This is a genomic window from Ensifer sp. GW101-20A05, assembly GCF_059424735.1.
Map to the genome: position 1 here is coordinate 1 of NZ_JBWKZT010000034.1, position 13,165 is coordinate 13,165.

General features: G+C 59.3%; 11 protein-coding genes and 1 pseudogene. 9 read left to right on the forward strand and 3 right to left on the reverse strand.

Going from position 1 to position 13,165, the window contains the following annotated elements; all coding sequences use genetic code 11:
- The 7 genes and pseudogenes from AC070A_RS34215 to AC070A_RS34245 form a co-directional block, all read left to right on the forward strand.
- The coding region (locus AC070A_RS34215; protein ID WP_494773640.1) for a hypothetical protein at positions 1–205 on the forward strand (205 nt) is incomplete at its 5' end.
- Between the two features lie 344 nt (positions 206–549).
- Positions 550–1,200 (forward strand): hydrolase, encoded by a 651-nt coding sequence (locus tag AC070A_RS34220; RefSeq protein WP_162764929.1) that lies wholly within the window; start codon positions 550–552, stop codon positions 1,198–1,200.
- An 85-nt stretch (positions 1,201–1,285) separates the two neighbouring features.
- Positions 1,286–1,576: a XapX domain-containing protein gene (locus AC070A_RS34225; protein WP_112997399.1), complete on the forward strand. Its 291-nt coding sequence runs from the start codon at positions 1,286–1,288 to the stop codon at positions 1,574–1,576.
- Positions 1,576–3,561, forward strand: coding sequence for an amidohydrolase (locus AC070A_RS34230; RefSeq protein WP_492383653.1), 1,986 nt, complete (start codon positions 1,576–1,578; stop codon positions 3,559–3,561). Before AC070A_RS34225 ends, AC070A_RS34230 begins: the two co-directional genes overlap by 1 nt.
- A 280-nt stretch (positions 3,562–3,841) precedes the next feature.
- Positions 3,842–4,303 (forward strand): DoxX family protein, encoded by a 462-nt coding sequence (locus AC070A_RS34235; RefSeq protein ID WP_492383652.1) that lies wholly within the window; start codon positions 3,842–3,844, stop codon positions 4,301–4,303.
- Positions 4,300–4,503: pseudogene (locus tag AC070A_RS34240) on the forward strand (MFS transporter); the annotation flags it as partial. The gene AC070A_RS34235 and the pseudogene AC070A_RS34240, both read left to right, overlap by 4 nt.
- Positions 4,504–4,519: 16 nt before the next feature.
- A complete protein-coding gene (locus AC070A_RS34245; protein ID WP_494773642.1) occupies positions 4,520–4,825 on the forward strand; it encodes an SLAC1 family transporter in 306 nt (101 codons plus the stop codon).
- Here AC070A_RS34245 and AC070A_RS34250 read toward each other — a convergent pair.
- From AC070A_RS34250 to AC070A_RS34260, 3 genes are all read right to left on the reverse strand, one after another.
- Positions 4,737–5,045 (reverse strand): patatin-like phospholipase family protein, encoded by a 309-nt coding sequence (locus tag AC070A_RS34250; RefSeq protein WP_112997297.1) that lies wholly within the window; start codon positions 5,043–5,045, stop codon positions 4,737–4,739. The genes AC070A_RS34245 and AC070A_RS34250 overlap by 89 nt on opposite strands.
- A 288-nt stretch (positions 5,046–5,333) precedes the next feature.
- The gene (locus tag AC070A_RS34255; RefSeq protein ID WP_113480230.1) at positions 5,334–5,699 is read right to left on the reverse strand and encodes a response regulator; all 366 of its coding nucleotides are present in this window, start codon (positions 5,697–5,699) and stop codon (positions 5,334–5,336) included.
- 89 nt (positions 5,700–5,788) lie between these two features.
- The gene (locus AC070A_RS34260; RefSeq protein WP_113480229.1) at positions 5,789–6,421 is read right to left on the reverse strand and encodes a response regulator transcription factor; all 633 of its coding nucleotides are present in this window, start codon (positions 6,419–6,421) and stop codon (positions 5,789–5,791) included.
- A 196-nt stretch (positions 6,422–6,617) separates the two neighbouring features.
- Between AC070A_RS34260 and AC070A_RS34265 the strand changes: the two genes are divergently transcribed.
- Both AC070A_RS34265 and AC070A_RS34270 read left to right on the forward strand, forming a co-directional pair.
- On the forward strand, positions 6,618–7,205 hold the full coding sequence (locus tag AC070A_RS34265; RefSeq protein WP_112997300.1) for a helix-turn-helix domain-containing protein: 588 nt from the start codon (positions 6,618–6,620) through the stop codon (positions 7,203–7,205).
- 311 nt (positions 7,206–7,516) lie between these two features.
- On the forward strand, positions 7,517–12,604 hold the full coding sequence (locus AC070A_RS34270; RefSeq protein WP_494773641.1) for a trifunctional serine/threonine-protein kinase/ATP-binding protein/sensor histidine kinase: 5,088 nt from the start codon (positions 7,517–7,519) through the stop codon (positions 12,602–12,604).
- Positions 12,605–13,165: the final 561 nt, after the last annotated feature.

Sequence of the window (13,165 nt, forward strand, 5' to 3'; positions counted from 1 at the left end):
CCGCTGCGGGAGGGCGGCGACCCTCCCGCAGCGGTTCCGTTCTGACCTGTTCGGCAGCCAATGTCATAAGACAAGCATTTCACTGTTTCATTGGATCGTTCTTGAGATCCTTGCCGCTTCGTTTGTCGTGCAGCCTGCTTTGTCGATCACGAGCTGGAAGAAGATCGGAGAGACCAACCCAAGAACCATTGAGCGATCTCGCTAGCCTCTCCGGCGTCTCCGACCAAGCCGCTTCGCAGGTGCGTTCGTGCAGGCGATGGCAGTTTCCCCGGCGCCTGAAGACGGAGCCGGCATTCCTGAGCAAGGGCTCGACAATGACGAGCAGTTCCACTCCACGAGAGCCTCGAGGGAGGGCCAACAGCGCCCTCGTCACGCACGGGTTGAAGCGTGTCTCATTGGCTCAACGCAGGCACGTTATCCTGCATCGGCTTCAGTTTTAGCGGCAATTAAAACGTACAAAACCCCGTCGTTGGCTCCAAGAATCGCACCCTCGTCCCCGGCATAGTGGCGAACATCGGCAACCAACAGAAAGAGGCCTGTACCATGACGCTGAATGCAACACCGACCCCCGGTTCGATGCTCGTATCACCGAAGGACCATACGCTCATCATGATCGACTTCCAGTCGCAGATGTCGTTCGCGACGAAGTCGATCGACGCTGTGCAACTGCGCAATAATGCGGCGCTGGTCGCCAACGCGGCAGCTGGTTTCAAGGTCCCCACGATCCTGACGACGGTCGCGGAAAAGAGCTTCTCCGGCCCCATGTTCGCCGAGATCACCGATGCCTTCCCAGGACAGCCGCTTCTCGACCGCACTTCCATGAACACCTGGGAAGATGCGGCCGTGATCAAAGAGATCAACCGTATCGGTAAGAAGCGCCTCGTCTTCTGCGGCCTGTGGACCTCCGTCTGCATCGTCGGTCCGACCCTGTCGGCGCTTGATCAAGGCTTCGAGGTCTATGCGATCGCAGACGCCTGTGGCGACGTGTCGGACGAGGCGCACCAGCGCGCCATGGACCGCATGGTGCAGGCTGGTGTCCGGCCGATGACTTCGCTCCAGTACATGCTCGAGCTGCAGCGCGACTGGGCGCGCACCGAGACTTACGACATGACGACCGGGATCGCCAAGAAGTTCGGCGGCGCCTATGGCCTCGGCATCATCTACGCGAAGACCATGTTCGGCGCGTCCGAAGCGCACTGAGTCCCTCCCAGGGCCAGCCGACGGCAGTCCCGTTCCCCTCTCCGAAGAAACGGGACTGCCTCCAATGTGATGAAAGGGAACGCCGATGAAAATGTATCTCCTCTCGCTCGGCGCCGGGCTGCTAGTCGGCGTCATCTACAGCTTGCTCAACGTTCGCTCGCCGGCTCCGCCGGTGATCGCGCTGGTGGGGCTCCTGGGCATCCTCGTCGGCGAACAGGCGGTGCCGCTCGTCAAGCGCCTGATGTCAGGCAATCCGGTCACGGTATCCTGGTTCAGCAGCCGCTGCATCCCGCACGTTTTCGGCGAGCTGCCGACCGGGGCCGATCATGATCATGCTGGTGTGCCCGACCGGGCGCCGAAGCGGGAGATCAGCTAATGCCGACCCGCCGCGGTTTTCTGGGAGCGGCATCTGCCCTGGCGCTCCCAAACCTCTTTTCAACGGCGCACGCCGCCAATCCCGCTTCGACATCAGGAGACAAGCCAATGAGCGCCAATCTGATCCTGCACAACGGTTTGCTGACAACGCTCGACCGTACGAATCCGAACGCGACGGCCGTTGCCATCAAGGACGGAAAGTTCCTGGCCGTCGGCGACGACCGGACGATCATGGCGCTGGCCGGCCCGGGCACCCGGGTGATCGACCTCAAGGGCAAACGCGTGCTGCCGGGCCTCAACGACAACCATACCCACGTCGTGCGCGGCGGCCTCAACTTCAACATGGAACTGCGCTGGGACGGCGTGCGGTCGCTCGCCGATGCGATGGCGATGCTGAAGCGCCAGGTGGCGATCACCCCGGCGCCGCAATGGGTGCGCGTCGTCGGCGGCTTTACCGAACACCAGTTTGCCGAGAAGCGGCTGCCGACGATCGACGAGATCAATGCGGTCGCCCCGGATACGCCGGTGTTCCTGCTGCATCTCTATGACCGGGCGCTGCTCAACGGCGCCGCCCTCAGGGCGGTCGGCTATGGCAAGGACACGCCCAACCCGCCGGGCGGCGAGATCACCCGTGACGCCAACGGCAACCCGACCGGGCTGCTCCTGGCCAAGCCCAATGCCGGCATCCTCTATTCGACCTTGGCCAAGGGACCGAAACTGCCCTTCGACTACCAGGTCAACTCCACCCGCCACTTCATGCGCGAGCTCAACCGGCTCGGCGTCACCAGCGTCATCGACGCCGGCGGCGGCTTCCAGAACTATCCGGACGACTACGCCGTCATCCAGAAGCTGTCGGACGACGATCAGCTGACCGTCCGCCTGGCCTACAATCTCTTCACCCAGAAACCGAAGGAAGAGAAAGAGGACTTCCTCAACTGGACCTCGTCGGTCAAATACAAGCAGGGCAACGACTACTTCCGCCACAATGGCGCCGGCGAGATGCTGGTGTTTTCGGCGGCCGACTTCGAGGACTTCCGCCAGCCGCGCCCGGAGATGGCGCCGGAGATGGAGGGCGAACTCGAGGAGGTCGTCCGGGTGCTGGCCGAGAACCGCTGGCCCTGGCGGCTGCACGCGACCTATGACGAAACCATCAGCCGCGCGCTCGACGTCTTCGAGAAGGTCGACAAGGACATCCCGCTCGACGGCCTCAACTGGTTCTTCGACCACGCCGAGACGATCTCCGACCGGTCGATCGACCGCATCGCCGCGCTTGGCGGCGGCATCGCCACCCAGCACCGCATGGCGTATCAGGGCGAATATTTCGTCGAACGCTACGGCCACGGCGTCGCCGAAGCGACGCCGCCGATCAGGCGCATGCTGGAGAAGGGCGTCAACGTGTCCGCCGGCACCGATGCCACCCGCGTCGCCTCCTACAACCCCTGGGTCTCGCTGTCGTGGATGGTGACCGGCAAGACCATCGGCGGCCTGCAGCTCTATCCGCGCGCCAACTGCCTCGACCGCGAGACGGCGCTGCGGATGTGGACCGAGAAGGTGCAGTGGTTCTCGAACGAAGAAGGCAAGAAGGGCCGGATCGAGACGGGGCAGTTTGCCGACCTGATCGTGCCGAACAAGGACTACTTCGCCTGCGCCGAGGACGAGATCTCGTTCCTGACCTCGGAGCTGACTGTTGTCGGCGGCAAGGTCGTCTATGCGGCCGGCGACTTCGCTTCCCATGACGAGAACCCGGTGCCGCCGCCGATGCCCGACTGGTCGCCGGTGCGCAGCTTCGGCGGTTATGCCGCCTGGGGCGAGCCCGATGGCGCCGGCAAGAACTCGCTCCGCCGCACGGCGATCACCGCGTGCGGCTGCGCCAGCAATTGCGGCGTGCATGGTCACGACCATGCCGGCGCCTGGACGTCAAAGCTGCCGATCGCCGATCTCAAGGGCTTCTTCGGCGCACTCGGCTGCTCATGCTGGGCCGTGTGAAGATCTGTCAAATCTCCCGAAGGATCAAAGAATGAAGAATTTCGCTCGCACAGCCATGATAGCGGCGGTCTCAATCCTAATCAGCTCATCGGCGTCTCTCTGCCAGGACCTGGCCCAAACGACGGCTAAGCCTCGCCACCCTTGGGCGAAAGTCGTCGTGAACCATCCAACGCCGAAGCGTGGCGCCTATTACGAAGGGGTATCCCCATACAAATGGCAGCGGCCTTGGTGAAGGTGTCCCGCCCTACGTTGAGTTGAAGACGCCGGAGAAGGAGCCAAGATGATGAGCCTGTCTTCCCTCGAAAACCATTTCCCCGCCCGCTTTCGGCGGGGACTTGCAGATGGGCGTACCCTGTTTCTCTGCCTGCTGGCGCTCTGCTCGGCTTACATCCAGGGACCGCTGACGAAGGTATTCGACTTTCCGGGTGCGATCGCCGAAATGGAGCATTTCGGCCTGCATCCGGCGCCGGTCTTCGCCGTCGGCGTGATCGTCTTCGAGCTTTCGATGTCCGCACTCATCCTTGCCGGCATCTTCCGCTGGGCGGCGGCGCTTGCGCTTGCAGTCTTCACGCTCGCCGCGACCTTCATCGCGCTTCGCTTCTGGGAATTGCCGCCGGGCATGGAACGCTCGATGGCGATGAACAGCTTTTTCGAACACATCGGGCTCGTTGGCGCGTTCACTCTGGTGGCATGGCACGACCTGCGTGAACATGGCGCATCCGGAAAGGGACGGACTTCATGAGTTCTCCATCTGCAACCCCGACGCCTGGCGGGCTCACGCCGCTTCGCCAGCAGACCTTTGCCATTCTCTGGGTGGCGACCATTGTCGGCAATACTGGCAGCTTCATCCGCGATGTCGCAAGCTCATGGCTCGTCACCGACCTCTCGAACGCACCCGCCGCCGTCGCGGCGGTGCAGGCGGCGGGAACGCTTCCGATCTTCCCCTGGCGCATTCTTCATGAGTTGGTGGGCTATAACCTTCCCGGTGGATGGATGGGCCGGTGCCACAATCCTCTATTATCGCGCCAGGCCCTCCCTCGCGACCGAGACCATCGCGATCATCGCATTGACACTAGCCACTTTGATCGTCGCCACGATCACGGTCCGGACCGTTCGCACATCGTCAACGGGAAAGCATTTCGCGAGGACTGATGCGAGAATCCGACCAACAGGGGCTAGTGCCCCAAATCAAGGAGAACTTTCGATGATTGATCCGAAACCGCTTCTGACGCCGGCGCGTCGGATTTCGTGCCGAGGAATATAAAGGGGGCGGCCAAGGCGCCCGTACTCACCCCTGTGACGACTTCGAACTCCGGACGATCCCCGCGCTTGCTCCAGCCCTTAAGAAATCCAGCCGCAAAAGCGCCGTTGGCGCCTCCCCCTGAGATAACAAGATAGTCCGCACGCTTCAGGGAGGCCGGGCGAACTCCACGCGACGCCGCGGTTTTTATCTGGCGGTATTGGTTCGTGACCAGGCTCTTCATTTCGGGCGTTACCTCGTCGCCCAGAATCGTGCGAGGGCAGGGTCGCTGATGAAAGCGGCTTCCTGCTGGGCCTTGGATATCACCACCCGCGAGGCGGGCGCGACACTAGCCGGTAAGCAGGCGGCGGAAACGAAGAGTGAAAAATAGGAGAGAGATCTAACAGAGTCATTTGAAACTACATGCCTTGCCAGTCGCAGCCCCCCCCGCTGATTAGCATGTTTCCTCCGAGCGTGACCATTGGAGGTTGCGCAACATGACGGACGCTCCGATTGCCGACTGAGGCGTCCGTTATGTCCCGGCAATGGCTTCCCGAATGCAAGCTGCGAGACGGTCCGCCTGGAACGGTTTTGGGAGGATGTGAACCCCGTCGCCGACACGTTGGCGGACAGTCTGTTCCGAAAGGGCGGTGATAAAGATGAACGGGAGGGGCTCGTTGCGCGCTCGGAGTTTCTCGTACAGATCGATTCCACTCATTCCCGGCATATGCACATCCGACAAGATGCACGAGCAGCTTTCGATGTCACCGGAGTTCAGGAATTCTTCTGCGGATACATAGGTCTTCACCAAGAAGCCGAGCGAGCGCAGGAGGCTGCTCGCCCCACGCAGAACAGTAACTTCATCATCAATGATTGAGACAACATAATGTGTTGGCACCGAGTCTTACCGATCTCCGGTTCAACCGGGTCGTGACGTTGGAAGGAAACTTTGCCAAACTTACCCGCCAAAGGAAAGTATACAGTGGTTTACTCGCTATGAGAGCCGGCCGCGGAGACGCCGAGCAGTTCCGCCATCTTGACGAGGTCGGCGAAGGTCTTTGCCATCATTTTCCGGCTGACTTTCCCGCGGTGAATCTTGACGGTGATCTCGCTGAGCTCAAGCTCTCCGGCGATCTGCTTGTTCATCAGGCCGGACGTCGCCATCGCCATGATCTGCTTCTCGCGTGCGGAGAGCGTCTGGTAGCGCGAACGAAGCTCCTGGATCCGTTTCTCTGCGCTTCGCGCGATCTGGCTCTGCTTGACGGCTGCCTGTACGGCATCGAGCACATCCTGGTCGCGGATAGGCTTGGCGAGAAAGTCGCGAGCGCCTGCCTTCATCGCTTTGACAGACATTGGAATATCCCCGTGACCTGTGACGAAGATGATCGGAATAGCAATCCCTCTTTCATTCAGTTTACGCTGAAAGTCCAGTCCACTCGTTAATGGCAACCGGATGTCCAGGACCAAGCAGTCGGCACGACCGAGGTCTGGATCGGCGTACGCATCCTCAGTCAAGCCATAGGTCTTGACGTGGTACCCCACAGACCGCAACAGAGAGCTGAGTGCCTGGCGTACCAGAAGTTCGTCATCAACGATGAATACGAGCGGACTGTCCGACATTTAGATACTTTCTCTGGCCGTACATGGGCCTGCCGCAGTTTAGCCCGATCAAGGCACTTACGGAATATCCGGGACATGGAACAACTATACCAGGGTATGCGTAGGCAAAACGTTCGTCTGTCGAAATCCAATCATGGTTCGATTTCCCCGGCGGAGATGAGGATGCATGTTGGATGCTCATCGCACGGAGCAAGCCATGTCAGCGACTGTAACAGCAGCATCTCGGGACAATGCGCCATCGAGAGGGAGGATTGAGAATGGAGACGATCAGTCGGCTCAAGCCGCTCGACTGTTGTTCCGAGCCGCTCGATATCGCAACTGCGATGAGGAGGCAGCGGTTGAATTCGTCAGGCGGGCGATGGAACTTCTTGAGCGACAGGTCAACACGTCAGGCAAACCCGCACCATCAGCAGGAGGCTTGGCGCAGTGGCAGGTTAAACGACTAGAATTGCATATCGAGAACTCAATTTCGCGGCCGATTGCTCTGCATGAGCTGGCCGCTGTCTCCCGGCTGAGCACCAGCCATTTTTCTGCGGCGTTCAAAATAAGTTTTGGTCTTCCTCCGCATGCCTACCTGATCGAGCGGAGGGTTGCTTTTGCAAAGACCCGAATGCTGACGAGTGATGCACCACTGTCCGAAATTGCACTGGATTGCGGATTTGCGGATCAAGCGCATCTTTCCCGAGTCTTTCGGCGGGTCACCGGAATGCCTCCGAACGTCTGGCGCCGTTCGCGACGCGAAGCATCGGCAGGGACGGAGCAGAGTAACACCGGGCGGCACTGAGGCTGGCTCTCCTCGTAGGATGTACCTAACTCCGGAGTAGGTGTGTCGCGCGAGCAATCCCACGACCAACCGCTAGCTATCTTTGAGCAGCACCGGCACCCAGACCTCTCTTTGTCAAACGGAGAGCGACCTCCCTCTACAGCACCCTTGTGCAAGCGCTCGCCATCTAATGCGGCATCAAAGATGCGCGGCAGAACGATCTCGTGGGAGACTATCGGGACGATATGTTCTTTCGCAAGATCGCATGAAAGAGTATAGCCTGTCGCATAGTCGGTCTTAAACACAGCGACCGTCAGAGGAATGCGACTTTGATGGAATTCGATGCCGCTTGGCTGAAATCCTGTATTCGTGAAGCGCATAGCCGATACCAGGATTTGAAGTTCTGCAAGTTAAAGGAGCCTGGCTCCAACCGGACATGGGAGGCAGCATCTGTCCCACGCGAGTCGGCTGCTGCGAAATCCCGCCTTGAGGCTGATTTCCAATTTAGCGTTGAGCGCTTGGCCGATTGGCAGGATCCTCCGGTCAGCCTGATCCAGACCACGGATGAGATTGTGCTCATCTACACCTATGCAAGCGCAGCGCACTTGTTCGATCGACCGGGCGGCCAGCCACTGGATACTTTCCTCCGCTTTGCTCTTTCCGCTGCCAAGGCTATCGGTGAGGCTCACCTTGCGGGATATGTACATTGCTCGCTCAGTCCTGCGTACCTGGCACTTGATCGTTCCGGCGACGTTCGGTTGAGAGGTCTCGGCACTGCCGTCCACAGGAGCGAACTGTCGGGAAATCAGCTCCTTCCAGTCCAACCACCGTCCAACGACGAGATCGTCTATCGCGCTCCCGAGCAGCTACTCCCGAGCAATCCGTATGTTGATACGAGAACCGATCTATATTCGCTGGGCGTCTTGCTGTTCCAACTCCTCACCGGACGCGTTCCGCTGCAATCGTCTACAGGATCCGGATGGAGGCATGCGCACCTTGCCGTCGAACCCTATGCCGTCGAGGATTTTCGCGACGATGTCCCCGATGTCGTTGCCAGAATCTTGCTACGTCTGCTCAGAAAAGAGCCTGCCGCGCGCTATCAAAGCGCAAGAGCCCTACAGTTTGACCTCACCCGCTGTCTCGAGGAATGGGCCTCTCGCGGCGCGATCGAAGACTTCGAGCTTGCCCTCGTAGATGCTCCCAACAGTCGTGGAGGCCCGCAACCGCTATTCGGCCGCACACATGAAGAAGCGCAACTGCTCGACGTCCTGAAGCAGTTCGATACCAGTCGAAAGGGCGCGTTTGTAGTCATCTCCGGGGCCGCCGGCATCGGAAAATCAGCCCTTTTCCAATCGTTGAGGAGCAAGCTGGAATCGTCGGCCATATTTGCCCAGGGGAAAAGCGATCAGAAGCAGCGGGACATACCCTATGCGCCGCTGGTACAGGTGCTGCGCTCAGTCATCGACCAGGCCATGCGCCGGGGCGAATATGGTCTGCGGAACCTTCGGGAAAATCTCCTCCAGCGACTGGACGGCCACGGCAGGCTAGTAACAGATCTCGTTCCGACGATGGAACTCATTGTGGGACCTCAGCTCCCACTTGCCGAAGTGCCGGCGCATCTGGCCCAGACCCGGATGCAAAGAGCGATCTTGAATACCTTCGTGGCCCTTGGGTCCGCCCTTTCCCCGCTGGTGCTCTTCCTGGATGATCTCCAGTGGATCGACGAACAGACGCTCTCGGTATTGAAGCTCCTGTCCGCCGAACCGTTGGAGAATCTGCTTTGCGTCGGCGCCTGTCGTGAAGAAGAGGCGCAGGCGCTCTTTGCATCGGACGGGCTAATCGAAACATGGCGCCGCTCGGCCATACCGCTGACGGAGATCTCCCTTGGGCCTCTTTCGGTTGAAGCGGTACAGGAGATGATAGTCACAGTATTGCGCAACGAGCCCCCGGCCGTCGCCTCCATGGCCGAGATCATCCACGACAAGACGGCCGGGAACCCATTCTTCGTCAAGCAACTGCTTCAGGCCCTTTTCGAAGAGGGCGCTATTGCCTTCAGCGCCGCGGCACGTGCCTGGACCTGGAAAACCGTCGATCTCCTCCAATATCCGTACGCCGACAACGTCGTGGACTTCATGATACGCCGGCTCGATCAAATAGAGCCTGATGCCCGCGAAATGCTCCGGCTCATGGCCTGCATCGGGCCTGAGGTTGATGGAAAGCTGCTTTCCGCCCTGCTGGAGGTCGATTTCGCGGCCCTGCACAAGATTTCAAACCCGCTGATCGCCTCCGGCCTACTGTCACGGCGCCACGATCTTTTCTGTTTCGCCCACGACCGCGTCCAGGAAGCAGCCTATGCGCTTTCGACACCGGCGCAAAGGGCAGCCGACCACGCGCGCATCGCGCATCTCATGATTGATCTCACCGGCTTTGAAACCAGCGAAACGGCCTTTGCCGTCGCCAGCCAGATCGAAGGTTGCGATTCCGAGCAGCTATCGTTTTCTGCGAGGAAGCTGTTCGTGGAGGTGCTGGTCACAGCGCTTATCCATGCGAGGAGCGCTGCCGCCGTCAAACAGGCTGCCCGGTACGGGAGGATCGCTTGTGGCCTGATGGATGATGAGGACTGGTGGTCGCAATGTTATCATCTGGCCTTTCGCGCGCACCTTCTTTGGTGTGAATGCCTTCTGGCAACCGCCGCGCTCAACGAAGCAGCAGCAACCCTCGACCAGCTTCTGGTTCGGGCTGCATCGGCAACCGAAAAGGCGGCTGCCTATCGTTTGCGCGCGAACCTCCTGACCCTGCGGTCCGATTACGAAGGCGCCATCACAGCAGCTCTCCTGGGCCTCGACCTGCTCGGGATCAGTCTGAAGCGCGGCGCGAGCCGGGCGGAACTCGACCAGGCCTATGAGAGCGTGAAACGAACTCTCGGCGACCGGAACATTCTGGATTTGCGTGACCTTCCTGTCATGACCGACTCGCGGATCAAGAGCGCGATGGCTTTGCTTGCAACGCTGATCTCCTCAATCTTCACGAATGACGGACTCCGCTTTCTTCATATGGCAAAGATGGTGGAACTGACGCTTACACACGGCACCACCTCTGAATCAGCCTATGGGTTGAGCTGGTTTGGCGTCATGATCGCCTCGCTCTACGACGACTACCACGACGGCTTTGCCTATGGTCAAGCAGCATTGTCGCTCGTTGAGCGGCATGGCTACGAGGAACAGCATACCGCGACGCTGGTCGCTGTCGACCAGATCAGTGCCTGGACCCAACCGATGTCCTATTCACTCGACCGGGTGCGAGACGCGATCAGGATCGGACACGCGGCCGGGGACGTTGGCATGACATGTTACGCGCGCAACCATCTTGTCTCCGACCTCATCATCATCGGCGAAGATTTATCCGTCGTCGCCGCGGAGGCCGCCGACGCGATTGAGCTCACGCGTGAGCTTGGTTACGAGGACATTGAACACCTCCTTATAGCTCAGTTGAACCTCGTGATGACATTGGCTGGTGAAGATTCCAATGGAGGACGGCAACCGGTGAAATGGGATTTCGAGAGGGGTAAAATCGTCGCCTTCTCGACCTTGTTCTGGGTTCAACTTTACAAGGGAATATCGCTCTATTTTGATGGAGCCAATGATGGTGCTATCCCTCCTCTCGATGCGGCTGCCGAGCTCATCCCCCTGATGGCAGCACATATCGATACGTCGTATTGCACTCTGTTTCTGGCTCTCGCACTTGCCCGTTCGTCTGATGACTGGCACCAAGGCTCGCGGGTTGCCCAGACCCTGGAGGCAACCCGCTCTCGCTTCGCGGTGTGGGCTTTGATCAATCCCGGCACATTCAAAAACAAGCTCCATTTGATCGAGGCGGAAATAGCGCGCTTGCAGTCGAAGGACGAGCAGGCGGCGGCGCTGTTTGACCAGTCGGTCCAGGAGGCTCAGTCCGCAAACTTTGTGCATGAGCAGGCTCTGGCTCTCGAACTTGCCGGTAGGCATTGCAGAAAACGAAGTCTAACAGTCAGCGCCCAGCATTTCCTGAAGTCCGCCTATAGTCTTTACCGACAGTGGGGCGCGAACCGCAAGGCGCAGAGACTGGCGGAAGAGTTTGCGGAAATCTTTTTGTCAGAGACGATGGGATCTGTGGCAACGTCCCAGTCGCCTGATCTGGAGGCGGTTGTTGAGGCATCGCAGACGCTTTCTGAGGAAATGGATCTGGATCGCCTCGTTGAAACTCTTATGAAGAGCATGCTGGTCCATGCAGGTGCAAACCAGGGCGTGCTCCTGTTGATGGAAAACGGTGAGGTGAGGGTTCACGCGTCGGCGGCGACAAAAGGGAAAGAGGTGGTAATTTCTACCTCTCCGACCGCGCCCGAAGGATTGGTGCCCTATGCTGTCATTGACACGGTTATGGCAACGCGTCAGCCGCTCGTTGTCACGGATGCCACTGTTGATTTGCAAGGGTCCGGTCAACCGGCACTAGAAGTCAGAACTGCCCATTCCGTGCTCTGCGTGCCACTAATTCGGCGCGGCAATCTGATTGGCTTCATCTACCTGGAGAACACCCTGCTTGGCGGTGTCTTCACGGAAAGCAGAGCCACGACGATCAAGCTCCTGGCAAAGCAAGCGGCCATCTCTCTCGATAACGCCAGGCTATACGCCAATCTGATGCGAGAGAATGAGCTGCGTTCGCGCAGCGAAGCAGCGCTGAGGAACGCGCGGGCGGAACTGGAGCGAACTTCAAAGCTGAGCATTCTTGGCGGTATTGCGGCTTCGATCGCTCACGAAATCGGGCAGCCCCTATCGGCCATTGCCGCGCACTCGGGGGCGGCAATTCGATGGCTTCAGCGTCCGGAACCGGACATAGCCGAGGCAGTCGACTGTCTGACATCAATTGATCAGAGTCTCCAGCGAATCAATGAGATTATCCGCGCCTTGCGCGCCCTCTCCAAGCAATCGCCACCGGTGCATCTGCCGATATCCATCGATGCGGTGCTGGCGGAAGTCATCCGGATCGCTCAATCTGAGATCGAGGCCAGCCATGTCAAAATTGTTTTCGACCTCAACACCCAGGATGCGAGGATCCGAGGTGACGCGACGCAGCTTAAGCAAGTCGTCTTGAACCTGCTCACCAACGCCATGGAGGCAATGGACAAGCTTCCCGTCGAGCGGCGGCGGATCGATATCAAGTCAAGGGTCGAAGAGAAGGCTGTAACAGTGAGCGTGCGCGATTACGGCGAAGGAATACCAGCGCCGGTTCTCGAGCAGGTTTTCAATCCCTTGTTCACGACTAAGCAGACAGGGATGGGCATGGGCCTGGCAATCTGCAAATCGATCGTCGAGGCACACGGCGGTTCCCTGACGATTCAATCTCTTGCGATGGGCACTGTTCTCGAGTTCTCAATTGCTACTGAATGACCACTCTTCTTCGGAGATGTCATTTAACTTCGTAGGGCATTCAGATCAGGCGAGCACCAGTTGTGATAAGCGCGAAATGCGCTCGGCAATCGAAGGTGACATGGTGGCCAGCAAGAACGCCGGGAGGGAATGCGCCGGCGATTTGTCGCGACGCGCCTCCGGCGACAAGTACCATCATGGCGTCGATTGCCTCGATCAGCGACCGGAACCCGGCGCCCGTGCTTCAGCGCACGCCGACGCCGGACGCACGACATTCTTCCACGGCCGGAGCTTCCCGCCAAGAATGAGACGAAGCGCCGGACCTTCACCGCGATATGGCGATTGGCTGTTGGAGCAGACTTCCAGGGTCGCCACATGTGGACGAATTGTGGAATTGGCTTGGTTCTCGGTCGCGAGTGCTAGAGCCAGACTGTTAGGATCCGCTCATTTTGGGAACGCGAGAGAGATCATGGGTTGGCCCTGCGATATGTGTAAGCGCCTGGCGTGTCAATGCCGACTGAAATCTCCCCAAAAGTGCCGAAGTAAAATTCCCCAATTATGCCGACGTCGACGGCATGGAGA